This window comes from Pseudomonas sp. CK-NBRI-02 (assembly GCF_008124495.1).
GTDB lineage: Bacteria > Pseudomonadota > Gammaproteobacteria > Pseudomonadales > Pseudomonadaceae > Aquipseudomonas > Aquipseudomonas guariconensis.
In genome coordinates this window covers 175,857-200,822 of the sequence record NZ_VSJH01000002.1, presented here as the reverse complement: position 1 = coordinate 200,822, position 24,966 = coordinate 175,857, and the positions used below count along the sequence as shown (strand labels likewise).

Annotated in this window: 19 protein-coding genes; 11 read left to right on the top strand and 8 right to left on the bottom strand. The window is 63.4% G+C overall.

From position 1 onward, the window contains the following. Positions 1 to 15: 15 nt before the first annotated feature. The 3 genes from DQ397_RS02425 to DQ397_RS02415 form a co-directional block, all read right to left on the bottom strand. Positions 16 to 4,503 (bottom strand): NEL-type E3 ubiquitin ligase domain-containing protein, encoded by a 4,488-nt coding sequence (locus DQ397_RS02425; RefSeq protein ID WP_148921460.1) that lies wholly within the window; start codon positions 4,501 to 4,503, stop codon positions 16 to 18. 69 nt (positions 4,504 to 4,572) lie between these two features. Beyond that, the gene (locus DQ397_RS02420) at positions 4,573 to 5,604 is read right to left on the bottom strand and encodes an AraC family transcriptional regulator (RefSeq protein ID WP_043214117.1); all 1,032 of its coding nucleotides are present in this window, start codon (positions 5,602 to 5,604) and stop codon (positions 4,573 to 4,575) included. A 98-nt stretch (positions 5,605 to 5,702) separates the two neighbouring features. Further along, a complete protein-coding gene (locus DQ397_RS02415) occupies positions 5,703 to 6,566 on the bottom strand; it encodes a LysR substrate-binding domain-containing protein (RefSeq protein WP_043214119.1) in 864 nt (287 codons plus the stop codon). Between the two features lie 113 nt (positions 6,567 to 6,679). Between DQ397_RS02415 and DQ397_RS02410 the strand changes: the two genes are divergently transcribed. Both DQ397_RS02410 and phnX read left to right on the top strand, forming a co-directional pair. Next, positions 6,680 to 7,786: a 2-aminoethylphosphonate--pyruvate transaminase gene (locus tag DQ397_RS02410; protein ID WP_043214121.1), complete on the top strand. Its 1,107-nt coding sequence runs from the start codon at positions 6,680 to 6,682 to the stop codon at positions 7,784 to 7,786. 37 nt (positions 7,787 to 7,823) lie between these two features. Then, complete coding sequence (gene phnX, locus DQ397_RS02405) at positions 7,824 to 8,651, top strand: phosphonoacetaldehyde hydrolase (RefSeq protein WP_043214125.1); 828 nt, start codon at positions 7,824 to 7,826, stop codon at positions 8,649 to 8,651. A gap of 100 nt (positions 8,652 to 8,751) precedes the next feature. On the opposite strand, the gene chrR is transcribed toward phnX, so the two are convergent. Beyond that, complete coding sequence (chrR, locus tag DQ397_RS02400; RefSeq protein ID WP_043214127.1) at positions 8,752 to 9,309, bottom strand: class I chromate reductase ChrR; 558 nt, start codon at positions 9,307 to 9,309, stop codon at positions 8,752 to 8,754. A gap of 154 nt (positions 9,310 to 9,463) precedes the next feature. On the opposite strand from chrR, the gene DQ397_RS02395 reads away from it, so the two are divergent. Then, entirely contained in the window at positions 9,464 to 9,682 is a 219-nt protein-coding gene (locus DQ397_RS02395) for a hypothetical protein (RefSeq protein WP_043214129.1), read from the top strand. Here DQ397_RS02395 and DQ397_RS02390 read toward each other — a convergent pair. The 4 genes from DQ397_RS02390 to DQ397_RS02375 form a co-directional block, all read right to left on the bottom strand. Beyond that, the gene (locus DQ397_RS02390; protein ID WP_043214131.1) at positions 9,666 to 11,927 is read right to left on the bottom strand and encodes an Orn/Lys/Arg decarboxylase N-terminal domain-containing protein; all 2,262 of its coding nucleotides are present in this window, start codon (positions 11,925 to 11,927) and stop codon (positions 9,666 to 9,668) included. The two genes, DQ397_RS02395 and DQ397_RS02390, sit on opposite strands and share 17 nt — an antisense overlap. A gap of 129 nt (positions 11,928 to 12,056) precedes the next feature. Continuing rightward, positions 12,057 to 12,833 (bottom strand): DNA polymerase III subunit epsilon, encoded by a 777-nt coding sequence (gene dnaQ / locus DQ397_RS02385; protein WP_043214132.1) that lies wholly within the window; start codon positions 12,831 to 12,833, stop codon positions 12,057 to 12,059. A gap of 131 nt (positions 12,834 to 12,964) precedes the next feature. Next, positions 12,965 to 13,411: a ribonuclease HI gene (gene rnhA, locus DQ397_RS02380; protein ID WP_043214135.1), complete on the bottom strand. Its 447-nt coding sequence runs from the start codon at positions 13,409 to 13,411 to the stop codon at positions 12,965 to 12,967. A gap of 39 nt (positions 13,412 to 13,450) precedes the next feature. Further along, positions 13,451 to 14,209: a class I SAM-dependent methyltransferase gene (locus DQ397_RS02375; RefSeq protein ID WP_043214136.1), complete on the bottom strand. Its 759-nt coding sequence runs from the start codon at positions 14,207 to 14,209 to the stop codon at positions 13,451 to 13,453. An 82-nt stretch (positions 14,210 to 14,291) separates the two neighbouring features. Between DQ397_RS02375 and gloB the strand changes: the two genes are divergently transcribed. The 8 genes from gloB (at position 14,292) to DQ397_RS02335 (ending at position 24,960) form a co-directional block, all read left to right on the top strand. Continuing rightward, on the top strand, positions 14,292 to 15,059 hold the full coding sequence (gene gloB / locus DQ397_RS02370; RefSeq protein ID WP_043214138.1) for a hydroxyacylglutathione hydrolase: 768 nt from the start codon (positions 14,292 to 14,294) through the stop codon (positions 15,057 to 15,059). A gap of 100 nt (positions 15,060 to 15,159) precedes the next feature. After that, positions 15,160 to 16,587, top strand: a complete 1,428-nt coding sequence (locus tag DQ397_RS02365; protein ID WP_043214141.1) for a lytic transglycosylase domain-containing protein — start codon at positions 15,160 to 15,162, stop codon at positions 16,585 to 16,587. Positions 16,588 to 16,754: 167 nt separating this feature from the next. Then, positions 16,755 to 18,587, top strand: a complete 1,833-nt coding sequence (locus tag DQ397_RS02360) for an extracellular solute-binding protein (protein ID WP_202959342.1) — start codon at positions 16,755 to 16,757, stop codon at positions 18,585 to 18,587. Beyond that, on the top strand, positions 18,584 to 20,431 hold the full coding sequence (locus DQ397_RS02355; protein ID WP_043214145.1) for an extracellular solute-binding protein: 1,848 nt from the start codon (positions 18,584 to 18,586) through the stop codon (positions 20,429 to 20,431). The genes DQ397_RS02360 and DQ397_RS02355 overlap by 4 nt, the downstream gene beginning before the upstream one ends. Before the next feature lies 1 nt (position 20,432). Continuing rightward, a complete protein-coding gene (locus DQ397_RS02350) occupies positions 20,433 to 21,506 on the top strand; it encodes a microcin C ABC transporter permease YejB (RefSeq protein WP_043214147.1) in 1,074 nt (357 codons plus the stop codon). A 1-nt stretch (position 21,507) separates the two neighbouring features. After that, positions 21,508 to 22,527, top strand: a complete 1,020-nt coding sequence (locus tag DQ397_RS02345) for an ABC transporter permease (protein WP_043214149.1) — start codon at positions 21,508 to 21,510, stop codon at positions 22,525 to 22,527. A gap of 1 nt (position 22,528) precedes the next feature. Continuing rightward, positions 22,529 to 24,127: an ABC transporter ATP-binding protein gene (locus tag DQ397_RS02340; protein WP_043214151.1), complete on the top strand. Its 1,599-nt coding sequence runs from the start codon at positions 22,529 to 22,531 to the stop codon at positions 24,125 to 24,127. Positions 24,128 to 24,396: 269 nt separating this feature from the next. Then, on the top strand, positions 24,397 to 24,960 hold the full coding sequence (locus tag DQ397_RS02335; protein ID WP_043214153.1) for a TetR/AcrR family transcriptional regulator: 564 nt from the start codon (positions 24,397 to 24,399) through the stop codon (positions 24,958 to 24,960). The last annotated feature ends 6 nt before the right edge of the window (positions 24,961 to 24,966 follow it).

The following is a 24,966-nucleotide window of genomic DNA, read 5'->3' as shown; positions in this document are numbered from 1 at the left end:
TTGGCCGTTGTCATCTCACGCCTGATCGAGGGCCTGCGACTCGAGGATTTCGCAGGTCAACAGCTCGACCCTCTTCTGCACCGCCGCCTCTCGCGCCTTCTGCAAACGCGCCCATCGCTCGGTGTACTCCTGGCTGGAGAGCCCTGTGCGGGCGTCGTCCAGTTCCGAGCCTTGCGCCTCGAAAGACGCGCCAAGATCGGCAAAGGCCGCCGGATGGCGGGCTTGCACGTAGTCGCGCCAGAACTGCCTCCCCCCCAGGCTCTCGGCCAGCGCTTGATTGGTTTGCGCAGCCTGCACGGTGCGCAAGGCCTCTTGCAACTGTGCTTCGCTGACGTTGGCCAGGTTCGTGAAGCGCATCGTGCGCGGCTGGAAAGGCAAGTCCAGGGTCTGGGCCAGGCGCACCCGGTAGAACAGATCGATCTCGACGGCATCGACGGCCCGCCCGGCAGCCACCCGCTGGGCAATGTCCCGGGAGGCGAAACGCTTCACCTGATCCAGGCGGAACAACTTGCGGCCCAGCTCCAGCAGCGCTTCGCCTGCGTCTTCAATACCCGTTCGATTTTCCACCTCGACCACCTGCCGGTGCACCAGCAGGTCACTGAACTGACGGGCAACGCTGTCGCTGCAGGTGCGCGGCTGATTGGCCCACGCATACAGACCGTCGCGCAGGGACGGGTTGTCGGCCAGGAACCCAATGAGTTCCCAGACTTGCTCGGCCAGATCCGCTGGCGTGCGTTGGTAATCCGATGTGCGTCGCAGTTCGCCCAATAGTTCGAACAGGCCGTTGCTTTCGGGTGTCGCGGCAAGGCTGTCCCATTGCGCCTGTCGAGCCTCGCGCAGATCGGCCTGGCCATCGTGCAGCCACCGGTCACGGGTTGTGATTGCTTCCACAACCTCGATGTCCAGCGGGTCATGGGGCAAATGGTCGATATCCAGCGCAACCAGGCGAGCCAATTCCCAAGACGGCAGCGGATTGCCCTCGATGATGAACGCCATCCGATGCGCCAAAGGCATGTGCAGCGTCTCGGTCGGAACACTGGCGATCAGGTTGTCACGCAGATCCACGTATGTGAGCCGTTCGCACAACTCGAGGCCCGACGGCCAGGTAGCCAGGCTGCATCGGCGCAGGCGTAGCTGATCCAGCCTTGGGAGATGGTTCCAGCGCATCTCCTGCGCCCCCAGTGGATTGAAGCTCAGGTCCAGCACCTGAAGCTCGGGCAATGTCGTGAGAATAGCGATGCCGGCGGCATCGAGCCGAATGCCGTTGCGCGCCAGCTGCAGGCTGCGCAGTTCGGACAGATACCCCAAGCCTTGGGGCACACGGCGCAGGCGGTTGTCGGCCAGGTTCAATCGCCGTACGGAACCGAAGCAGCGCAGGAACGGCGTAGGCACCTGCTCAAGATCCATGCTCGACAGTGACAGTTCCGTTACGTGCGCGAACTCGACCTCCGTGGGTATCTCAGGCAGGACCTGCGACGCGAAACCGCTCAGGTCCAAGCGCATGCCTTGTGGCTGCCCGTCTTCCCCGGTCACCGACTCCCCCTGCAGCCGCCAGCATTGGCGCAACCGCTGGCCCAGGTGTTGGCGCAGCGTGCGCCTGGATGCGCTCCCTTCAGCCGACACCCATCGGTTGAGCGCCTCGTCGAGCTGGGCATATTGGCTCTCCTGGACCAGCAACACTTCGAACGGCGAACCCGGTAAGCTGAGCAATTGCGCGAGAAATGCTTCCACCCGCTCGTCATCGAACTGCGGGTACAGGCTGCGAATACGTATCCGCAAGGTGTCCGCCGCACGCTGACGCACCGCGCCACGGCCACTGAGTGGATAGCCGAGCCGGCCATCGGTCAGGCGCCGGGGCAGATTGAGCGACGCTGCATGCTCCGGCCAGCTGAGCAGTTGCAACAGTGCCTTGCGCGTCGTCGGCAGTCGACCTTGAACCAGCAAACGCAACGCCTGTGGCACATCGCCGGCTGCCAAGCCCAACCGAGCGGCCTGCTCGGACGTCAGCGCGGCGCTGACCGCCTCGAAGATCCCGCCCGGTTCGGCGACGTCTGTTTCCAGCTCACGCCCATGGTAGTCATAGAGACGGAACCGGCCTTCCTTGCGCACCAGCAACGTTCGGGCCTCGTCACGCCTGGCCGTGGGCGCGATCACCGCCAGACGCGGGCCTGTGTCCGAACCTTCACGCAGCTCCAGGTTCACCTCTTGTGGCCAGTTGGGCACACGCGACAGCACGGCCAACACCAGTTCACCACACAGGTTGCTGTCGGCATGGGACAGGTAGACCCCTTCCAAGGCGCGCGCCAATCGAGCGTGCTGACTGAGCACGCGCGCCCTGCGCGCGAGCGCCAGAGGTATTCGGGACTCGGCCAACGCCAGGCTACGCTGCGCCGCGGACACATCGCTGATCGCGTCCTGAGCATAGGCCTCCGGTAATCCGGGAAAATCCCGCTTCAGCAGGGTGCGCAACGCATCGTCGGCCAGGGTCTCCTGGCTCAGGTGCTGGAGCAGTTGCTCGCGTAGCAGCGCCTGGTCACCCAGCAATTTTTCACGTCGGGCCGTCGGGCTCAGCGTCTGCAGTTCAGGTCGGGCATCGCACCATGCCTGGATCTGCGCCTCGCCCTCGGTGCCGGCGACCAGGTGATCGAAGAACGCCTCGATTCGTCCATGGGCCTCGAAACGCCGCAAGGTGCTGCGCAGTTGCACTGGCAATGGGCGGTTCTCCACCAGTAACGCGCGCAACTGGGTTTGGTCCATCACCGCGATGCGCAGAATCTGCTCGGCATGCTCGGCGTCCAGGGGCTCGGGCATCGGCCACAAGGTATCGAGCATTTGGGCGCTGTCGCTCCACTCCAGCGGGTTGTCCTGGCGCAGACGCCAGCAGCGCTCGCCATTGGTCTCGACGATCGGACCAAACGCGTCCTGGCGCTCAGGATGACGCAGACGCCAGGGGCCGTCCGATACCGGCCGGTGTACTTCGTAGTAGCGTTGCCCCCGGCGCAGCCAGCGCCGCTCGCCCGTGCCACAGAGCCCATCCGGCGCAGGCTGGGGGTCGGCCGGCGAACACGCATAGACACTCAAGTCGTTGTTCCAGAGCCGAGCCGTGCTGCCATCGACCGTCACCGGTTCCAGCGCATCGACGAACGCGCTGCGCTCAAACCCACTGGCCACGGCCTGGGCGCCGGTGGCCACCACGCCGGCCACCGCCAGGTTCTCTGCAACACCCAGCATATGATCAAGCGCCTCGTGCTGATGACCGCGCAGCCAGTCCACTGCCCCCTCGAACACATGAGCCAATGTCTGCACGACGAACTGCCCCAGCAGCACGGCCCCGACAGTAGGCACGAACAACCCGGCCAGATTGGCCAAGCCAAGCCCCGCGTCCTTCCAAGCCTGCAGCCTGGACTTGCTGGCCTGGTGGTCCACTTCGGCGGTCGGTACCAACAGCAGGCGGGCATCGGCTTTCAGGCGCTCAACCTGGCGCTGCACAAGGCCATCGAATACATCGCCAGGCACCGGTTCGCCTTCGATCTGCAGATCAGGCTGGGTATCGGCCAGGCGCAGTTTGAGCAGAGCCAGCCATTCTGGCCGCTGGCCGAGCGCGATTCGCTGGCTGAACGATCGTTGATACTCCGGCCGCTTGAGTGACTCAACCAGGGCCTGGTTCAAGGCCGAGCGGGAAGAATAATGGCGCACGGCATGCTCCGGATCCCCTCCCAGGTAGAGCACCTGCCCCACATCCTCACCTTCACTGTCGCGCAGTTGCACCAGCAACCCATCCACCAAAGGCTGCCCGAGTACCGTCAGCAAGCCGGGATAGGCGAGTGTCTGCTCGCCCTGCTCGCTGCCAGCATCCACCACCCGCTCCAAGGCCGCCTGCGCGCTGCTGTCCAGCCGTCCTTCCAGCCCAGCGACAGCGGCCGCAAGCTTCAGACCTGCGCGCTTTTCGCCAGCCAGGGCGGTGCAAGTGGACGGGTCGAATACCTTGTTCAGCAAAGCCTGATAGCCAGCACCGGCGTCCAATGCGCGGCATTGCCGGACCAGCTCGGTCAGGTCAGGTGTCAGCACGGTGTCTTTGCCCTCGGCCACCAAACCACTGCCGTCGTAGAACCGGGCGCCCTCGGTGAAGTTCTGCATCAGTCTCAGCAGACCGGGATGGCGACGCTCATCGGGCGTGTAATCCAGCCAACCGGTGCTCAATGGAACCTGCAGACTGGGCAGGATCTCGCGCCATTGCAGCGTATCGGGGGCCGGCGTGGTGGGCAGCAGCGGGCGCAGTTTTTCCTCCGCATACGCCTTGAGCCCGACCAGGGCTTCGGTCGCCTTGCTCACCTTGGCCTGGCTGGCCTTCAGAGCCTTGTAATGCGTCCGAAGCGCGCTGATCTGCCCAGGCGTGCCCTGCTCCAGCCAAGCAGGCAATCGCTTGATGATGAAGTCATCGGTAGCCGTGGCCAGCTTGGCTTTTTTTGCCGCATCCAGGGGTAGGTTGTCGCGCTTTGTCATGGTGAACCCTTCGTGTCGAAAGGCGCCACCTTGGCGACAGGCCGTCTCGCGCGGCAGACGGAAATCCGCCTAGGGCAGTGCCTTGGCCGGGCCGGACATTCCGCTCAGCTCACGGTAGTGCCCTGGGTTGCACCCAAACCATTTACGAAACGCCTTGTAGAAGGAGCTGCTGTCAGCGAACCCCAGACGTTCGGCGATAGTGCCCAGCCCTACCTCACAATCGGCCAGCCATTGGATCGCCAATTGGCGCCTTACGCTGTCCTTGAGGCCCTGGTAGGTTTGGCCTTCTTCGGCCAGACGACGGCGCAGCGTCGATGCAGACAGGCACAGCTGGCGTGCCAGCGTTTCGGCATCCGGCCAGGAGGCCGGGTCCAAGACCAGCAGGTCGTGGCGAATGCGCCGTGCCAGGCTGGCCGGATCGCGGTACTTGACGAGGATGTTGCCCGGCGCCTCGGCCAGAAAACGCTGCAGTTCCTCTGCTGTGCGCTTGAGCGGTACATCCAGGCAGTCGGCGGCGATGATCATGCGCGTGCGGGGTCGGTCGAACTGCAGGTTTTCCGAGAACATCACCCGGTAATCGTCGCAAAACGGCGGCTCGGCACAGCGCAAATCGATGGCCAGGATCGGGATGCGTCGCCCGGCCAGCCAGCAGGCCACGCCGTGGACGATCATCCAGAAGGTGAAGTAGGTAAAGGCGCGGCGCGGTGTCTCCCGCGGCTCGTTGATGACGATTTCGGCCAGGCTCTGCTGGCGCACCAGGCTCGGCTGCAGGTCCTCGAGCATCAATGACAGAAACGCCAGGGCAGTTTCCAGCCCTGCACCGAGGGTGGGTTGGGCCATGCTGGCCCGGCACAGGAACGCCAGGCTGCCACTGCGCAGGCCGCGCGGGTCCATGGCGAAGAATTCGTCATTGCAACGGCGCGCCAGCAGGCGCCAGAGCCGGGCGTAGGCTTCTGCACTGACCCGTGCCTGGGGCAGGTCGAGCTCGCTGGCGTCGATGCCAGCACGGGCCAGCAAGGGCGCGTCAGCCTGCCCGGCCGGGCAGGTCTGCAACAGCGCCTCGCGCACCAGTTGCATGGAAATGGTGTCTTTCTCGCTCATTGGCCATCCAGCGCCTGTGTTGTTTCAGCCGGCCATCTTAGGCCCGTGGGGGAAAAACGCCAGCGCCGGGCAGCGGGGCTTGCTGCGTGGCGCTTGCTTCAAAGGCTTGCGGCCAACCCCAGGAACGCCTGGATCAGCCGCAATTCCCGGCGCCGCTCCAGGCAGCCGATCATGTGCCGATTGACCAAGCCTTCCCCGGCCAATGGCCTGGCCACCACCCGAGGGTCGTGGGCCACCTCCATCGACGAGACGATGCCAAAGCCCAACTCGGCCGCCACCGCCTCGGTGACCGCCTCGCGGCTGTCCAGCTCCAGCAACACCCGAGGCTGCACCTTGGCCGCGGTGCAGGCCTGGTCGAAGGTGCGCCGGGTCATGGAGCTGGGTTCGCGCAGTACCATGATCTGGCGGTCCAGGTCAGCCAGAGGCAACTCGCCCTCGCCTGCAGCCCAAGGATGGCTGGCCGGCAACAACACGCACAGCCGCGAGTCCCCCAGGCTTTGCAAGTACAGGCCCTTGCGCGGCTCGACCTCGGTGAGCACGGCCACGTCGGCGTGCTCGGACAACAGCGCCGCCAAGGTCTCCTGGGCGTTGCCCAGGCGCAGGTTGACGGTGATGCCCGGATAGCGCGCCCGCAGCATGCCAAGCATCGGCATCACCCGATGCGGGCCATCGGCCGCGACCTCCAGGCGCCCAGTGAGCAATTGCCGATTGGCCTCGAGCATCGCCTGGGCCTCTTCGGCCAGGCTGAACATCGCCCGGGTGATGGCCGCCAGACGCGTGCCCTCCTCGGTCAACTCCACCCGTCGCGCGGTCCGGCGCAACAACGTGATCTGGTAGTGCTCCTCCAGCGCCTTGACGTGTCCGGTCACCGCCGGCTGGCTGATGAACAGGCGCGCCGCGGCGCGGGTGAAGCTGCCTTCGCGGGCCACCGCATCGAAGGCACGCAGTTGGAACAGGTTCATAGCTATCGGCCTTACTTATGGCTGGCATAACGACAAACAATTTGATTGATAACTCGGCAAATTGCAATTTAGGCCCCGTAAGTTTCAGCCCACCGCTTGTGAGGAATACCGGAATGAGCAACGCCCCGATCCTGCTGACCCCTGGCCCATTGACCACCTCGTCCCGCACCCGCCAAGCCATGCTGGTGGACTGGGGCTCCTGGGACCGCGACTTCAACCAGCTGACCGCCAGCCTGTGCGAGCAACTGCTGGCCATCGTCAACGGCGCGGCCACCCACCACTGCGTCCCTCTGCAGGGCAGCGGCACCTTCGCCGTGGAGGCCGCCATCGGCACCCTGGTGCCACGCGACGGCAAAGTGCTGGTGCTGATCAACGGTGCCTACGGCCAGCGCCTGGCCAAGATCTGCAAGGTCCTGGGCCGTGCCTACAGCACCTTCGAGACCGCCGAAGACCAACCGACCACCGCCGCCGATGTCGACCGCCTGCTGGCCGCCGACCCAGCCGTCACCCACGTGGCGCTGATCCACTGCGAAACCAGCACCGGCATCCTCAACCCGCTGCCCGAGATCGCCCAGGTGGTCAAACGCCACGGCAAGCGCCTGATCATCGACGCCATGAGTTCCTTCGGCGCCCTGCCGATCGATGCCGCACACGTACCTTTCGAGGCCCTTATCGCCGCCTCCGGCAAGTGCCTTGAAGGCGTACCGGGGATGGGCTTCGTCTTCGCCGAGAAAAACGCCCTGGCCGCCTCCGAAGGCAACTGCCACTCCCTGGCCATGGACCTGCAAGACCAGCAGGCGTACATGGCCAAGACCGGCCAATGGCGCTTCACCCCGCCCACTCACGTAGTGGCGGCGTTGCATGAAGCCCTGGTGCAATACAACGAGGAAGGCGGCCTGCCCGCTCGTCACCAACGCTACGCCGACAACTGCAAGACCCTGCTCGAGGGCATGGCCAAGCTCGGCCTGCGCAGCTTCCTGCCTGCCGAGATCCAGGCGCCGATCATCGTCACTTTCCATGCTCCGCGAGACGCTCGCTACCAGTTCAAGGACTTTTACGAGCGCGTCAAGGCCAAGGGTTTCATCCTCTATCCGGGCAAGCTGACCCAGGTGGAAACTTTCCGCGTCGGCTGCATCGGCGTGGTGGGTGCCGAGGGCATGCAAGCTGCCGTCGATGCCGTAGCCCAGGTGCTGCGGGAAATGGAAGTGCTGGACATCTAATTCAACGACCGACCCTTTTCTTCAGGAACCCGCGCACATGAACTACAGCAACCCAACCCAGCTGCAAGCCGCCATCCTCGACTGGGCCGGTACCGTGGTCGACTTCGGCTCCTTCGCCCCGACCCAGATCTTCGTCGAAGCCTTCGCCGAATTCGATGTCCAGGTATCCATCGAAGAAGCCCGTGGCCCGATGGGCATGGGCAAGTGGGATCACATCCGTACCCTGTGCGATGTGCCCGAGATTGCCGAGCGCTACCGCAAAGTGTTCGGCCGTACGCCGACCGATGACGATGTCACCGCCATCTACGAACGCTTCATGCCCCTGCAGATCGAGAAGATCGCCGTGCACTCGGCGCTGATCCCAGGCGCCCTGGACACCCTGACAGGCCTGCGCAAGGACGGCCTGAAGATCGGCTCCTGCTCCGGCTACCCGAAAGTGGTGATGGACAAGGTGGTGGAGCTGGCCAAGCAGAATGGGTATGTCGCCGACCACGTGGTGGCCACCGACGAAACCCCGAACGGTCGTCCGTGGCCGGCCCAGGCCCTGGCCAACGTGATCGCCCTGGGCATCGATGATGTCGCCGCCTGCGTCAAGGTCGACGACACCGTGCCAGGCATACTCGAAGGCCGTCGCGCCGGCATGTGGACCGTCGCTCTGGTCTGTTCGGGCAACGCCCTGGGCCTGACCTGGGAGGGTTACCGCGCCCTGAGCGCCGAGAAGCTCGAAAGCGAGCGCAAGCGCATCCACGCGATGTTCGAAAGCTCCCGCCCACACTATCTGATCGACACCATCAACGAGCTGCCAGAGGTCATCGCCGACATCAACCGTCGCCTGGCCAAAGGGGAAATGCCACAGGCCTCGTAAGCCTCAGGTGCCGCTCGCGGACAAGCCCCCACTTACAAGGGATGCACTGCCCCGTCAGTGCGGGCTCGTCCACGAATGGGTCGGATCGCTCATGCAGATGTCAGACCGCGCGGTTGAGCTTCACCCAGGCCGCGAACTTGTCGATGAAGGCCTGCAGGAACGGGCGAGTCTTGTCATTGAGCTTGCCCGAATCTTCGAACAGGCTCGCCGCCCCCCCGAGGTAGGCCTCCGGCATCTGCATGCAGGGCATGTCCAGGAACACCAGCGACTGACGCACCGCATGGTTGGCCCCGAACCCTCCAATCGCGCCCGGCGATACGCTCACCACCGCTGCTGGCTTGCCGCTCCAGGCGCTTTGCCCGTAGGGTCGCGAGCCCACATCGATGGCATTCTTCAGCCCACCAGGCACCGAGCGGTTGTATTCAGGGGTGACGAACAGCACCGCGTCGCTGCGCCGGATCTCGTCGCGAAAACGCTTCCAGGCCTCCGGCGCATTGGCCTCGACATCTTCGTTGTACAACGGCAGGTCGCCGATTTCGACGATCTTCAGCGCAAGGCTGGAGGGCGCCAACTCTCCCAGGGCCCGGGCCACCTTGCGGTTGTAGGAATCCTTACGCAAGCTGCCGACGACGACCGCTACCGAATAAACCTGGCTCATGGTGGTGTGCAACCTCTATTGGTTGGGGAAGTTGTAGTTATAGATGACCGCTCCCCATTCCCGGAGTTTTTTTCCCACCTGCGGAAAACTTCCCCCCGGTTTCATCGGTCTATGCCTGCAGATGTTTCCGATAATTTCAGAGGTTTTCTCGCAAATGGCAGCAATCCTGGTCGGCCAATTCCACGCTCGTGACGCCGAAGGCCGCATCTATCCCGTGCACGAGTTCCAGGAGTCGACGCTCCAGGCCGACGGCAGCACCCTCGGCGCCCCCATCGTCACCTACCGACTGCCCGTCGGCGACCGGGTCAATCACCTGGGCGAAGACCGCTTCGAACTGGCCCGCAGCGGCGTTGAACTCATCCGCATTCCTTGATGCAGTCGACCGTATAGACGGGGCCCTGGCCAGCGTCTTCGCATTGCAGGCCATGGACATCGGCGACAAAACCCGGAAAACCGCTGTTGAAGGCCCGGGCGAAGGCCAGATAGTCGATGATTGCCCGCGTGGAGTCGGTAAAGCGCTCCCCCGGCATGATCAACGGAATGCCCGGTGGATACGGCACCAGCATGACCGCCGAGACACGCCCCAGCAGCGCCTCGATCGGCACGGCCTCCACCTCTGCCCGCACGAGTTGGTCATAGGCTTGGGCCGGGCTCATGGCCATCGCCGGCAAACGGGTGAACAGCCGCTTGAGCTGCTTGGCCGTTGCATTGGTCCGGTAGCAGTCATGCAACTGCTCACACAGATCACGCAGCCCTAGGCCCTGATAGCGTGACGGCGCTACCGCCATCACGCTGGGCAGACAAAGACTCAACGGTGTGTTGCCATCGTAGTGGCGCTTGAACTCCAGAAGCTCGGTGAGCAAGGTGCTCCACTTGCCCTTGGTAATACCCATGGAGAACAACACCAGGAAGCTGTACAACCCGGTCTTCTCCACCACCAGCCCTCGCTCCCAGAGAAACTTACTCACCACCGCCGCCGGAATGCCGTGCTCGCCCAAGGCGCCCCCTGCCGTGAGCCCCGGCATCACCAGGGTGACCTTCAGCGGGTCGAGCAGCACGTAGTCCTGCTCCACTTCGCCAAAACCGTGCCACTCGGCGCCCGGCTGCAGCAGCCAGTCCTGCGCCGCCAGGCGGTGGATCCCTTCGGCTGCAGGTGGCTGCCAGATGCTGAACCACCAGTCATCAGCGGCGATGTGTTCACGCAGGTTAGCCAGTGCACGACGAAAGCTCAGGGCTTCGTCAAACATCTCCTGCAACAGCGAGCGCCCGGCCGGGCCTTCCATCATGCTCGACGCCACGTCCAGTGACGCCAAAATGCTGTACTGCGGCGAGGTGGAGATGTGCATCATGAAGGCTTCGTTGAAGCGGTCGCGGTCCAGTTGCCGCTGGCTGCCATCCTGCACGTGGATCATCGACGCCTGGCTGAACGCTGCCAGCAGTTTGTGGGTGGAATGGGTGCTGAACACCAGCGGGCTGCCGTCGCCACGCGCTGTGCCCATGGCATAGCGCCCGGCAAAGAACTCGTGGAAGGCGGCATAGGCGAACCAGGCTTCGTCGAAGTGCAGCACCTCGACACTGGCGCCGAGCTCCTGCTTGATCAGCCCTGCGTGATAGCACAAACCGTCATAGGTGGAGTTGGTCACCACGGCCAGGCGAATACGCGCCGCCCGCCCCCGGGCCAGAGGGTTGGCCTTGATTTTCGCCTGGATCGAGGCCGCGCTGAATTCGCTGAGCGGGATCGGACCGATGATGCCCAGTTCGTTGCGCTCCGGGCACAGGTAGATCGGGATGGCGCCAGTCATGATGATGGCGTGGACCACCGACTTGTGGCAGTTGCGATCCACCAGCACCAAGTCGTCGCGACCGACCATGGCATGCCAGACGATCTTGTTGGCGGTCGACGTGCCGTTGATCACGAAGAACGTGTGGTCGGCGCCGAAGTTACGCGCAGCTCGGGCTTCGGCCTCGGCCAAAGGGCCTGTGTGGTCGAGCAGTGAGCCGAGCTCGGGCACCGAGACCGACAGGTCCGAGCGCAAGGTGTTTTCCCCGAAGAACTGATGGAACGCCTGCCCCACCGGGCTCTTGCGGTAGGCCACGCCACCGCCATGGCCGGGCGTGTGCCAGGAATAGTTCGATTGCGCGGTGTGCTGCACCAGGGCCTTGAAGAACGGCGGCAACAAGCCGTCGAGATAGTTGTGGGCGGCGCGGGCGACTTGACGGGCAAGAAAGGGGACGGTGTCTTCGAACAGGTAGAGGATGCCGCGCAACTGGTTGAGCTCGCTCATGGCTTCAGCCGGGGCATATTCGAGGGTGACCTGTTCACCGAGGGCGAAGATCGGCAGGTCTGGCGCACGTTGTCGCGCCAGGCGAATCAGCTCAGCCATGCTTTGCAGCAGATGAGCGTCTTCTCCGACGCCTTCGGCGGCGATCAACATGCAGGCCAGGCCGTGATGGGTCGCCGCTACCAGCCTGGCTTCAGCCTGGTCGGCGGCGGCCAGGATGGCGAAACCGTCCTGGGCGAGCTCCTCGGCAATGCCGCGCACGCGCTCACCGGCGACGCTGTCGGCCTTGATCGCGCGGTGGACGATGAGGATGGGGAACTTGAGGTCCTTGTACATCGGCAACTACTCCCTTCGCAGGACAGGTCCGTCCTTTCAGGGTAGAAGCTGGCCGATCAGGCTGCGCATCTTTCTGCGGGCGCTGGCGTCGCCTGGGAAAGGGCCGCAGAGCGGCCCCGGTATAGCCAATCAGCTGGCGGCAGGCTCCGTGAGCGCCTGCCACATCGACGGCGCCCCCGCCGATTTGGCGATCGCTGCCAAGCGCTCGGCATGTGCTTCGAGCTCCTCGGCACTGGCCAGGATGACCCGCCCCGGCTGGCGCCCGACAATGCGGCGGATCTCGCTGCCGGTACCGCCTTCGCCGGACTCGTCGCCGTCTGCCCCATGGGCCGCCAGCGACAGGCTGGTCTGGCCACCGGTCATCGCCAGGTAGACGTCGGCCAGCAGTTCGGAGTCGAGCAGTGCGCCGTGCAGCTCACGACCGGAGTTGTCGATGCCATAGCGTTTGCACAACGCATCGAGGCTGTTGCGCTGGCCCGGGTGCCGCGCCCGCGCCAGCATCAGGGTGTCGATGACGGTGCAGTATTGGGAAACGTCGGCGCGGTCGTGCTGGCCCAGCAGGGCGAACTCGTTGTTGATGAAGCCAACGTCGAACGCCGCGTTGTGGATGACCAGGTGCGCGCCTTTGATGTACTCGAAGAACTCTTCGGCGACATCGGCGAATCGCGGTTTGCCGATCAGGAAGGCATCGGTGATGCCGTGCACCCCGATCGCGCCTTCGTCACTCTCGCGGTCCGGTTGCAGATAGACGTGGAAGTTGCGCCCGGTCAGGCGCCGGCCGATGACCTCGACGCAGCCGATCTCGATGATCCGGTGGCCTTCGGTGACCGGCATGCCGGTGGTTTCGGTATCGAGGACAACGTACCGGTTGACTTGCTGCTCCACGCGGGTGGCTCCAACTTGCATCAGGACAAAGCCGGGATTGTACCCCAAACGACAGGGTGGGGCGCTACGTCGGGTGAACCCGCTACCACCTGACCAACCCAGGCTTTGTGGCAGCGGCCATACCCGCTGCAGTGCACCTTTGACTCAAGGACTCAGCGCTTGGCACGCACTTCGTCGACACCGCGGTTGGCCAGTTGGTCGGCACGCTCGTTGCCAGGGTGGCCGATGTGTCCACGCACCCACTTCCAGGTAACCTTGTGACGGTTGACCTGCTCGTCGAGCTGCTGCCAGAGGTCGGCGTTTTTCACCGGTTCCTTGGCCGCCGTTTTCCAACCGCGCTTCTTCCAGTTGGCCATCCACTCGTTGATGCCTTTCATGACATATTGCGAATCGGTGGTGAGCACCACCTCGCATTCACGCTTGAGTGCCATCAGCCCCTGGATCGCAGCCATCAGTTCCATGCGGTTGTTGGTGGTTTCGCGCTCGCCGCCCCACAGCTCCTTCTCGACGCCTTTGTAAATCATCAGCACACCCCAGCCACCCGGGCCCGGGTTGCCCTTGCAGGCACCATCGGTGTAGATCTCGACGCTCTCGCTCATGTACCGCCTTTTCGCTCTGTGATATCGACCGCAGGCCCCTCAGGGCTCACTGTGGCGACGATTGACCTTGGCCAGCGGCAACGGCAGCAGTTTGCCCATGGGTTCGCGGCGCTCCAGGCGCAGCGGCCGCAGGCCCACCACCATCTTGCGCGCCACCACCAGGTAAACCCCGCCGCCAGCAGTCTGCCAACCGCCGGCCATGCGCTCCCAACCGGCCAGGCGCTGGTGCCAGGCCGGCGAAGCAAGCGGCGGACGATAGCACCCGAAGCGGCGTTTCTCCAGCGCGAAGCCCAGCAGGTTAAGCCAGTCGCCAAGACGCGACGGCGAGATGCAACGAGCCTTGCGCAACGCCCCGTGACTGAAGAAATGGCGCACGCCCCAACTGCTCCAGGGGTTGATCCCGACGATCAGCAGATGCCCGCCCGGGCGCACGGCGCTGGCGGCTTCACGCAACAAGCCATGGGGCGAGAGGCTGAAATCCAGGCCATGCTGCAGCACAACCACGTCGGCGGCATGCTCGGAAAGCGGCCAGGCCTGTTCTTCGCAGACGATTTCCACTCCCGGCAAGGGGGCGCCCAGGCGCACGTTGCGCTGCACTTGAGGCGCATTGGGCGGAGGCTCGGCACAGGGGCCGTAATGCACCAAAAAGCCGCCGAAGAAGCGGCCGAGTTCATCCTCGAGGAGTTTTTCCTCCTCGCGCAACATCAACTGCCCGAGCGGCCCGTTGAACCACTCACGGGCCAGGCTCATCAGCGCGATCCAGTCAGGATCGGCCTGGGCAAAGGCTTTGTCGGTCATTGCGTTCTCCCTCGAAGGTTCTCCGTCCGCGCCATCGCGGCTAAGATGCCTTCATGTTCACGCCAGGCGATTCGGTACGCACATGATACAGATCGATGCTCTTCCCGCTTTCTCCGACAATTACATCTGGCTGTTACAGGATACTGCCAAACGCCGCTGCGCGGTGGTCGACCCCGGCGATGCCGCCCCGGTGCAGGCCTGGCTTGCGGCCAACCCCGGCTGGGTGCTGGAAGACATCCTGATCACCCACCACCACCACGACCACGTCGGCGGCGTTGAAGCCCTTAAGCACGCCACCGGCGCACGCGTCTGCGGCCCGGCCCAGGAGCGCATTCCAGCCCGCGACCTGGCGCTGGACGACGGCGACCAAGTAAAGGTGTTGGGCCTGGACTTCGACATCATTGCCGTGCCCGGCCACACGCTGGGCCATATCGCTTACTACAGCGCGCCGCTGCTGTTTTGCGGCGACACCCTGTTTGCCGCCGGATGCGGTCGCCTGTTCGAAGGCACGCCCGAACAGATGCACCAGTCCCTGTCGCGGCTGGCCGCACTGCCCACCGAGACCCGAGTGTACTGCACCCACGAATACACCTTGAGCAACCTGCGTTTCGCCAAGGCCGTGGAGCCGGAAAACCTGCACGTTGCCCAACGATTTGCCGACGTTACCCGGTTGCGCGATGAAGATCGCATCAGCTTGCCCTCGACCATCGGTCTGGAACGGCTCACCAATCCCTTTCTTCGCACGGCTGAAACATCAGTTAAACAAAAAGCAGACGAATGGAAGGGACATTCCAATACAAGCCAAGCCTCTGTTTTTGCTGCCTTGAGGTCTTGGAAAGACACCTTCTGATAACCCCAAGATATATCGCAACCCGTTGTCAACGGTTGACCCGGGGGGGACCGGTTTCTAGAATCGCCGAAATTTTTCGCCCGGAAACCTGTCCCAGCCGATGTCTTCCCGTAGCCGCAGAACCTCTCATTCCGTCGCCCTGACGCGTCTGGCCCAAATCAGCGCGCTGGCTCTGGCCGCCACCTTGGTGGGCTGCCAGAGCACCCGTCAGCTCGACGAATCCGACAGCGTTCGCGCAAGCTACCAGACGCGCGTCAAGCACAAGCCTGCCCCGCTGATGGTCAAGAAAGCCGAGCAAGCCCCCCAGGATGTCTGGGAGCGCATGCGCCAGGGCTTCGCCTTGCAAGACAACATCGACGTCAACCCACGCATCGAGCAGCAACGCCTATGGTTCGCCAGCAACCCGTCGTTCCTGGAAAACGCTGGCGAGCGTGGCAGCCTCTATCTGCACTACATTGTCGAGCGCCTCGAAGAGCGCGACATGCCGCTGGAGCTGGCCCTGCTGCCAGCGATCGAAAGCGCCTACAACCCGATGGCCTACTCCCGCGCCCATGCGGTCGGCCTGTGGCAGTTCATCCCCTCGACCGGTCGCCACTTCAATCTGCGTCAAACCAATTTCTACGATGGCCGCCGCGACATCACCGCGTCGACCAACGCTGCGCTCGATTATCTGGGCCGCCTGCACGACATGTTCAACGGCGACTGGCTGCTGGCCCTGGCGGCCTACAACGCCGGTGAAGGTACCGTGAGCCGGGCTATCGAGCGCAACGAGCGCCTGGGCCTGCCCACCGACTACTGGAACCTGCCGCTGCCCCAGGAAACCCGCGACTACGTGCCCAAATTGCTGGCCCTGTCGCAAGTGGTCATGACTCCGCAAGCCTACGGCGTCAGCCTCAGCCCCATCGCCAACGAACCTTACTTCGAAGCCGTGGCCATCAACGATCGCCTGGACCTGTCGCGTGTTGCGGCATTCGCCGACATCGACGAGGACGAGCTCATTCAGCTCAATCCGGCCTTCAAGAAGCGCATGACCGTGGACGGTCCCAAGCAGCTGCTGGTGCCCACCGCCAAGGCCCAATTGCTGACCGACAGCCTGTCCAACCTCAAGCCTGAGGAACTGGTCAGCCTGCAACCGAACAAGGCCGTGTTCCAGGCTGCCCTGGCCGAGACCAAGGCACCTGCGGCGACCCGCAGCTACCGGGTCAAGCGTGGCGACAACCTGGGCGCCATCGCCAAGGCCAACCGCGTGTCGGTGAGCGACCTGAAGCGTTGGAACCGCCTCTCGGGCAACCACCTCAAGGCCGGCCAGGTGCTCGCCTTGCGCGGTGGCAACCCATCGAGCGGAGCCGCCAACCGTGTCGCGGCCTCCAAGCAGCGTTCCACTCAATACAAAGTCCGCAAGGGCGACTCCCTCTATGCGGTGGCCAAACGCTTCAACGTCGAGATGAAGCATCTCAAGCGCTGGAATCCACGTAGCGGCCATGCCCTCAAGCCTGGCCAGACGCTGACCGTCTACCTGTCGCACTGATCCGATTGCCTTGGGGCCGCTGCGATGGGTGACAAAGCAGCCCCCGAGGACAAATCCAGTCACACTCCCCCGCGCCCAGCCCCGCGCCAGACACCCTTTTTCCATCCCAGACAAGCTGTTACTGTAGCCCGACCAACGCCCCACGCTGCCTGGATCGGATCACCGACTTGATACGTCCCCTCCTGTTGCTTTCACTCAGCCTCGCCATGAGCCTTCCCGCTGCCGCAACGGTGAGCGAAAGCCACGGTTATGCGCAGTTCGGCACCCTCAAGTATCCAGCCACGTTCACCCATTTCGACTGGGTCAACCCGCAAGCACCCAAGGGCGGCACGTTGCGGGCAATGGCGTTCGGCACCTTCGATACGCTCAACCCTTACACCTTCAAAGGCTCGAGCCCGGTCACCACGCCGAATTTCCTGCAGTACGGGGTCAACGAGCTTAATGAGCCGCTGATGGTCGGCACTGGTCAGTACGATCCGTCCGGAGACGAGCCCACCTCCAGCTACGGACTGATCGCCCGCTCCGTTGAGTACAGCGAGGACCGCAGCTGGGTCGTGTTCAACCTGCGCCCCGAGGCGCGATTCCACGACGGCCACCCCATCACCTCAGCGGATGTCGCGTTCTCCTACCGCACCCTGCTCAAGGAAGGCCATCCGATCTACCGCACCAACCTGCAGGAAGTGCAGCGCGTGGACATCCTCGGCCCGCTGCGCATCCGCTTTGTCTTCAAGCGCGCCGGCAACCCGCTTTTGATCCTGCGCCTGGGCGAGATGCCGGTGTTGCCCAAGCACTACTGGAAAGGCCGCGACTTCAAGGCCACCACGTTCGAACCACCGCTGGGCAGCGGCCCGTACCGTATCACCGAAGTTCAGCCCGGCCGGCGTCTGGTGTTCGAGCGGGTGAAGAACTACTGGGGCAAGCACCTCGCCGTCAACCGCGGCAAGTACAACTTCGACCGTGTCGAGTACGAGTTCTACCGCGACGCCACGGTCGCCTTCGAAGCCTTCAAGGCCGGCGAGTTCGACATCTACATCGAGCATCAGGCCAAGAACTGGGCCAACGGTTACACCTTCCCGGCCATCCGCCGCGGCCAGGTGATCAAGGCGCAGATCCCGCACCGCATCCCGACGCAAACCCAGGGGCTGTTCATGAACAGCCGCCGGGCCAACTTTAGTGACCCGCGGGTGCGCCAGGCCCTGGGCCTGATGCTCGACTTCGAGTGGACCAACCGCGCCCTGTTCAGCAGTGCCTACCGCCGCTCGACCAGCTACTACCCCAACAGCGAGTTCGCCGCCAGCGGTCTGCCCAAGGGCAAGGAGTGGCTGCTGCTGGCGCCGTTCCGTGACGAACTGCCGCCCAAGCTGTTCACCGAACCCTACACGGTGAGCCACACCGACGGGCGCGGCATCAGCCGCCAGACCCTGCGCCAGGCCCTGGCGCTGTTCGCCCAGGCCGGCTGGAAGCTCGATGGCCAGCGTCTGGTCAATGCCAAGGGCCAACAGTTCCGCATGGAGTTGCTGCTGGTCAACCCGAACCTCGAACGCATCCTTCAGCCCTACGTGGAAAACCTCGCCAGCATGGGCATCGACGCCCACCTGCGCACGGTCGACCGCGCCCAGTACAAGCAGCGCCTGGATCAGTTCGACTTCGACATGATCCTCATGACTCTCAACCAGACCCTGAGCCCGGGCCTGGAGCAATGGCTGTACTTCCACTCGAGCCAAGCCTCGGTCAAGGGCAGCAAGAACTACGCTGGTGTGAAAGACCCTGTGGTCGATCACTTGCTCGACACCCTGCTCGCCGCCCGCACCCGCGCCGACCAGGTCGCTGCGGCCCGCGCCCTGGACCGGGTGCTGTCGTGGCAGTACTACATGATTCCCAACTGGTATCTCGACAATCACCGCCTGGCCTACCGCAACCGGTTCGCCTTCGTCACCACGCCGCCCTATACCCTGGGCCTGAACAGCTGGTGGCTCAAGACTTCGGAGAAAGCCCAATGATGCCAACGCACCCTTTGCGCCTGCTGGCCGGCAGCCTGTTGCTGGCCTGCCTGAGCCTACCGGCGATGGCCGCGCCGCAACACGCCCTGACCCTCTACGGCGAGCCGCCAAAATACCCGGCGGACTTCAAGCATTTCGCCTATGTAAACCCTGACGCCCCCAAGGGCGGCACCTTCCGCCAGTCCAGCTTCGGCGGTTTCGACAGCCTCAACCCGTTCATCAACAAGGGCGTGCCAGCCGACGACATCGGCCTGATCTACGACACCCTGATGCGCCAGAGCCTCGATGAGCCCTTCACCGAGTACGGCCTGGTGGCCGAGAAGATCGAAAAAGCCCCCGACAACGGCTGGGTACGCTTCTACCTGCGCCCCGAGGCACGCTTCCACGACGGCCACCCGATGCGCGCTGACGACGTGGTGTTCACTTTCAACGCGCTGATGAGCAAAGGCGCACCGCTGTACCGCGGCTACTACGCCGACGTCGCCGAGGTGATCGCCGAAGACCCGCTGCGGGTGCTGTTCAAGTTCAAGCACAAGAACAACCGCGAGCTGCCACTGATCCTCGGCCAGCTGCCGGTGCTGCCCAAGCACTGGTGGGAAGGCCGCGACTTCGACCGTGGCAACCTGGAGATTCCGCTGGGCAGCGGCCCGTACAAGGTCGCCCAGGTCAAGGCTGGGCGCTCGATCCGCTACGAGCGGGTCAAGGACTACTGGGCCAAGGACCTGCCGATCAACCGCGGCTTCTACAACTTCGATGTCATGACCTACGACGCGTATCGCGATAACACCGTCGCACTGGAAGCGCTCAAGGCCGGGCAGTTCGACTATTGGCTGGAGACCAGTGCGAAGAACTGGGCCACCGCCTACGACATCCCAGCGGTGCGCGAAGGCCGGCTGATCCGCGAGCAATTGGCCAACGGCAACCCCACCGGCATGCAGGGTTTCATCTTCAACTTGCGCCGCCCTGTGTTCCAGGACGTGCGGGTGCGCGAGGCGCTGAGTCTGCTGCTGGACTACGAATGGACCAACAAGCAGTTGTTCAACGGCGCCTACACTCGCACCGGCAGCTATTTCGAGAACTCCGAGATGGCCGCCAGCGGCCTGCCAGGGCCGGATGAACTGAAGATCCTCGAGCCCCTGCGCGGCAAGATCCCCGAGCAAGTCTTCACCCAAGCCTTCCGCAACCCGGTCAGCGATGGCAGCGGCATGATCCGCGACCAACAACGCAAGGCCTACAAACTGCTGCAGGAAGCCGGCTGGAAGATCGTCGACGACAAGATGGTCGATGCCCAGGGCAAACCGGTGTCCCTCGAGTTTCTGCTAGCCCAGACCGAGTTCGAGCGCATCCTGCTGCCGTTCAAGCGCAACCTCGCCGACCTTGGAATCGAGCTGAACATCCGCCGCGTCGACGTTTCCCAATACATCAACCGCCTGCGCTCGCGCGACTTCGACATGATCGTCGGCGGTTACCCGCAATCGAGCTCGCCGGGTAACGAGCAGCGTGAGTTCTGGACCAGCGCCGCCGCCGACAACCCAGGCAGCCGCAACTTCATCGGCCTGCGCGACCCGGCCATCGACCAACTGGTCGAGCAGTTGATCAACGCAGACTCGCGCCAGAGCCTGATCGCCCACACCCGCGCGCTGGACCGCGTGCTGCTGTGGGGCTACTACGTAATCCCCAACTGGCACATCAAGACCTGGCGCGTGGCCTACTGGAACCACATCGGCCATCCTGAGGTGTCGCCCAAGTACGACATCGGCATCAACACCTGGTGGATCAAGCCCGGTGCGAAGCCGGCCGAGGCCCAGGCCGAAGAAGCGGCAGCCGCGCAAGAGGCGAACTGACATGCTGGCCTACATCCTGCGTCGCCTGCTGCTGATTATCCCGACCCTGTTCGGCATCCTGATCATCAACTTCATCATCGTCCAGGCCGCTCCCGGCGGCCCGGTGGAACAGATGATCGCCAAACTCGAAGGCTTCGAAGGCGCTACCAGCCGCATCGCCGGCGGCGGCGCTGAAGTCTCGGTGGCCGGCTCCAACTACCGTGGCGCCCAAGGCCTGGACCCGGCCCTGATCGCCGAAATCGAGCGCATGTACGGTTTCGACAAGTCGGCGCCCGAACGCCTGTGGATCATGATCAAGAACTACGCCCGCCTGGACTTCGGCGAGAGCTTCTTCCGCGATGCCAAGGTCATCGATCTGATCGCCGAGAAGATGCCCGTGTCTATCTCCCTGGGGCTATGGAGCACGCTGATCATGTACCTGGTGTCGATCCCGCTCGGGATCGCCAAGGCCGTGCGCCATGGCAGCCACTTCGATGTCTGGACCAGTTCGGCAATCATCGTCGGCTACGCCATCCCCGCCTTCCTGTTCGCCATCCTGCTGATCGTGCTGTTCGCCGGCGGCAGCTACTTCGACTGGTTCCCCCTGCGCGGACTGACCTCCAACAACTTCGACGAGCTCTCCACCAGCGGCAAGATCCTCGATTACTTCTGGCACCTGGTGCTACCGATCACCGCGCTGGTCATCGGCAACTTCGCCACCATGACCCTGCTGACCAAGAACAGCTTCCTCGACGAGATCAACAAGCAATACGTGGTCACCGCCAAGGCCAAGGGCCTGAGCCGCTCGCGGGTGCTGTACGGTCATGTGTTCCGCAACGCCATGCTGCTGGTGATCGCCGGCTTCCCCTCGGCGTTCATCGGCATCTTCTTCACAGGGTCTCTGCTCATCGAGGTGATCTTCTCCCTCGACGGCCTGGGCCTGATGAGCTTCGAGGCAGCGATCAACCGCGACTACCCGGTGGTCTTCGGCACCCTGTTCATCTTCACCCTGCTGGGGCTGGTGGTGAAACTGATCGGCGACCTGACCTACACCCTGGTCGACCCCCGCATCGACTTCGCCAGCCGGGAGCATTGACATGGCACTCTCCCCTCTCAATCGCCGGCGCTTCGAGCGCTTCAAGGCCAACCGCCGCGGCTGGTGGTCACTGTGGATCTTCATCGTGCTGTTCGGCCTGAGCCTGGGCGCCGAACTGATCGCCAACGACAAACCCATCGCCGTACGCTACGAAGGCCAGTGGTACTTCCCCGCCTTCAAGCGTTACCCGGAGACCACCTTCGGCGGCGAATTCCCCTTGGAAGCGAACTACAAGAGCCCCTACATTCGCGAACTGCTCGCGGCCAAGGACAGCTGGGTGCTGTGGGCGCCCATCCCGTTCAGCTACCAGAGCATCAACTACGACCTCAAGGTCCCGGCCCCGGCACCGCCCTCGGCGGACAACTGGCTGGGCACCGACGATCAGGGCCGCGACGTGATGGCCCGGGTCATCTACGGCTTCCGCGTCTCGGTGCTGTTCGCCCTGACGCTGACCGTGCTCAGCTCCATCGTCGGCGTCATCGCCGGCGCCCTGCAGGGTTTCTATGGCGGCTGGGTGGATCTGGCCGGCCAGCGTTTCCTGGAGATCTGGTCGGGCTTGCCGGTGCTGTACCTGTTGATCATCCTCGCCAGCTTCGTACAGCCCAACTTCTGGTGGCTGCTGGGCATCATGCTGCTGTTCTCGTGGATGAGCCTGGTGGACGTGGTGCGCGCCGAGTTCCTACGCGGGCGCAACTTGGAATACGTGCGCGCCGCCCGTGCCCTGGGGATGCGCGACGGCCCGATCATGTTCCGGCACATCCTGCCCAACGCCATGATCTCCACCATGACCTTCATGCCGTTCATCCTCACAGGTGCCATCGGCACCCTCACTGCCCTGGACTTCCTCGGCTTCGGCCTGCCACCGGGCGCCCCCTCGCTCGGCGAGCTGGTGGCCCAAGGCAAGTCCAACCTGCAGGCACCGTGGCTTGGCATCAGCGCCTTCGCCGTGCTGGCGATCATGCTGAGCCTTCTGGTGTTCATCGGCGAATCCGCCCGCGATGCCTTCGACCCGAGGAAATGACATGAGCGAACACAACCTGATCGAAGTGCGCGACCTCTCGGTGGAGTTCGTCACCGGTGAACACGTGCATCGCGTGGTCGATGGCATCAGTTTCGACATCCGCAAGGGCGAGACCCTGGCCCTGGTCGGCGAAAGCGGCTCGGGCAAGTCCGTCACCGCGCATTCCATCCTGCGCCTGTTGCCCTACCCCCTGGCGCGCCACCCCAGCGGCAGCATCCGCTACAACGACCAGGACCTGCTGCAGCTCGGTGAAAAGCCCATGCGCCGCATCCGCGGGGACCGCATCGCGATGATCTTCCAAGAGCCGATGACCTCGCTGAATCCGCTGCACACCATCGAAAAGCAGGTCAACGAAATCCTCCTGCTGCACAAAGGCCTCACCGGCAAGCAGGCCACTGCCCATACCCTGGAGCTGCTGGAGATGGTCGGCATCCCCGACCCGCACAAGCGCCTCAAGGCCCTGCCCCACGAGCTGTCCGGCGGCCAGCGCCAACGCGTGATGATCGCCATGGCCCTGGCCAACGAGCCCGAGCTGCTGATCGCCGACGAGCCCACCACCGCGCTCGACGTCACCGTGCAGTTGAAGATCCTCGACCTGCTCAAGGAGCTGCAGGCCCGCCTGGGCATGGCCCTGCTGCTGATCAGTCACGACCTGAACCTCGTGCGACGCATCGCCCACCGCGTGTGCGTGATGCAGTGTGGGAAGATCGTCGAACAGGCCGACTGCACCACCCTATTCAAAGCCCCGCAGCACCCCTACACCCAAATGCTGATCAACGCCGAACCCAGCGGCGCCCCCGCCCACAACCCCGTGGGCGACCCCTTGCTGGAAGTCGAAGACCTACGCGTGTGGTTTCCCATCAAGAAAGGCCTGCTGCGCCGCACCGTCGACCACGTCAAAGCCGTGGACGGCATAGACTTCAGCCTGCCTCAGGGCCAGACCCTCGGCATCGTGGGTGAAAGCGGCTCCGGCAAATCCACCCTGGGCCTGGCCATCTTGAGGTTGATCGCCAGCCGCGGCGGCATCCGCTTCCACGGCCAGAACCTCGAAGGCCTCAGCCAGAAAGACGTGCGCCCCCTGCGACGGGAAATGCAGGTCGTGTTCCAAGACCCCTTCGGCAGCCTCAGCCCCCGCATGTGCGTGGCCGACATCGTCGGCGAAGGCCTGCGTATTCACCGCATCGGCTCCCCTGCAGAACAGGAAGCGGCGATCATTGCCGCGCTGGAGGAAGTCGGCCTGGACCCCCGCACCCGACACCGCTACCCACACGAATTCTCCGGCGGCCAACGCCAACGCATCGCCATCGCCCGCGCGCTGGTGTTGAAGCCTGCGTTGATTCTGCTGGATGAACCCACCTCCGCGCTGGACCGCACGGTACAGCGGCAGGTGGTGGAGTTGCTGAGGAATCTGCAGCACAAGTACAACCTGACGTACCTGTTCATCAGTCATGACCTGGCGGTGGTGAAGGCGTTGAGTCATCAGTTGATGGTGATCAAACATGGGCATGTGGTTGAACAGGGGGATGCGCAGACGATTTTTCATGCGCCGCAGCATGCGTATACGAAGCAGTTGCTGGAGGCGGCGTTTTTGGAGGTTTAGGGGCCAGGACGGACCTGTTACGCGCGTTTTAATGGCTAAGTGCAGGAGAGGTCTCGCCTGCACCTGGGTTTTGAAAGAGCCCCACGCGCAAAACGTACGTAAACCTCACCAGCATCCGTCAGGCGCACCGTCCTGAACGGCATCTCTATATCCTATCGAGCCAGATAACGTTGTATAAGCGCTTGTAAATCAAGCATATTTTATTTTTCTTTGAAACTGCTGTAGCGAGGGTATTGACCATGGAGAACGATCGTTCTACCATTGCCGACATGAACAGCGAAAATAGTAACGACACTAAAGAGCGGCTATTGAAGATCGGGGAAGACTTGATCTATCGCGGCGGAATTGCCGCAACCGGAATGGATCTTTTAGTAAAGACATCTGGTGTCGCTCGCAAGAGTATCTACCGCTATTTCGGCACTAAGGAGGCGCTCGTAATAGAAATTTTAAAGCGCCGCGACAGAAACTGGATGCGATGGTTCGAGTCGGAAGTAAATAAAGCCGATTCAGCAGCAGACAAGCTGCTACGCATGTTTGATGTGCTTTGCGACTGGTTCGCCTCTGAAAATTTCAGAGGATGCGCATTCATTAATACCGCCGGTGAAACAGGCGACCCAGAAGATCCAGTACGACGTGTGGATAAAGAGCACAAAGAAAACGTAAAAGCGTTTGTGCTCTCTCTCTGTAAAGAATATGGCTTCGATGATCCAGAGGCGCGTGCGCGCCAATTTCTGATTCTGATCGACGGCGCCATCACCGTTGCCCATTTACTTGGTGACAGCCGATCAGCAGTTGATGCAAAAGCCATTGCACAGCAACTGCTGAATCGTTAATCGCCA

What these genes read in the sequence shown, in the direction of transcription:
- DQ397_RS02425 (WP_148921460.1), bottom strand. Translation starts at nt 4,503, where the DNA reads ATGACAAAGCGCGACAACCTACCCCTGGATGCGGCAAAAAAAGCCAAG.
- DQ397_RS02420 (WP_043214117.1), bottom strand. Translation starts at nt 5,604, where the DNA reads ATGAGCGAGAAAGACACCATTTCCATGCAACTGGTGCGCGAGGCGCTG.
- DQ397_RS02415 (WP_043214119.1), bottom strand. Translation starts at nt 6,566, where the DNA reads ATGAACCTGTTCCAACTGCGTGCCTTCGATGCGGTGGCCCGCGAAGGC.
- DQ397_RS02410 (WP_043214121.1), top strand. Translation starts at nt 6,680, where the DNA reads ATGAGCAACGCCCCGATCCTGCTGACCCCTGGCCCATTGACCACCTCG.
- phnX (WP_043214125.1), top strand. Translation starts at nt 7,824, where the DNA reads ATGAACTACAGCAACCCAACCCAGCTGCAAGCCGCCATCCTCGACTGG.
- chrR (WP_043214127.1), bottom strand. Translation starts at nt 9,309, where the DNA reads ATGAGCCAGGTTTATTCGGTAGCGGTCGTCGTCGGCAGCTTGCGTAAG.
- DQ397_RS02395 (WP_043214129.1), top strand. Translation starts at nt 9,464, where the DNA reads ATGGCAGCAATCCTGGTCGGCCAATTCCACGCTCGTGACGCCGAAGGC.
- DQ397_RS02390 (WP_043214131.1), bottom strand. Translation starts at nt 11,927, where the DNA reads ATGTACAAGGACCTCAAGTTCCCCATCCTCATCGTCCACCGCGCGATC.
- dnaQ (WP_043214132.1), bottom strand. Translation starts at nt 12,833, where the DNA reads ATGCAAGTTGGAGCCACCCGCGTGGAGCAGCAAGTCAACCGGTACGTT.
- rnhA (WP_043214135.1), bottom strand. Translation starts at nt 13,411, where the DNA reads ATGAGCGAGAGCGTCGAGATCTACACCGATGGTGCCTGCAAGGGCAAC.
- DQ397_RS02375 (WP_043214136.1), bottom strand. Translation starts at nt 14,209, where the DNA reads ATGACCGACAAAGCCTTTGCCCAGGCCGATCCTGACTGGATCGCGCTG.
- gloB (WP_043214138.1), top strand. Translation starts at nt 14,292, where the DNA reads ATGATACAGATCGATGCTCTTCCCGCTTTCTCCGACAATTACATCTGG.
- DQ397_RS02365 (WP_043214141.1), top strand. Translation starts at nt 15,160, where the DNA reads ATGTCTTCCCGTAGCCGCAGAACCTCTCATTCCGTCGCCCTGACGCGT.
- DQ397_RS02355 (WP_043214145.1), top strand. Translation starts at nt 18,584, where the DNA reads ATGATGCCAACGCACCCTTTGCGCCTGCTGGCCGGCAGCCTGTTGCTG.
- DQ397_RS02350 (WP_043214147.1), top strand. Translation starts at nt 20,433, where the DNA reads ATGCTGGCCTACATCCTGCGTCGCCTGCTGCTGATTATCCCGACCCTG.
- DQ397_RS02345 (WP_043214149.1), top strand. Translation starts at nt 21,508, where the DNA reads ATGGCACTCTCCCCTCTCAATCGCCGGCGCTTCGAGCGCTTCAAGGCC.
- DQ397_RS02340 (WP_043214151.1), top strand. Translation starts at nt 22,529, where the DNA reads ATGAGCGAACACAACCTGATCGAAGTGCGCGACCTCTCGGTGGAGTTC.
- DQ397_RS02335 (WP_043214153.1), top strand. Translation starts at nt 24,397, where the DNA reads ATGAACAGCGAAAATAGTAACGACACTAAAGAGCGGCTATTGAAGATC.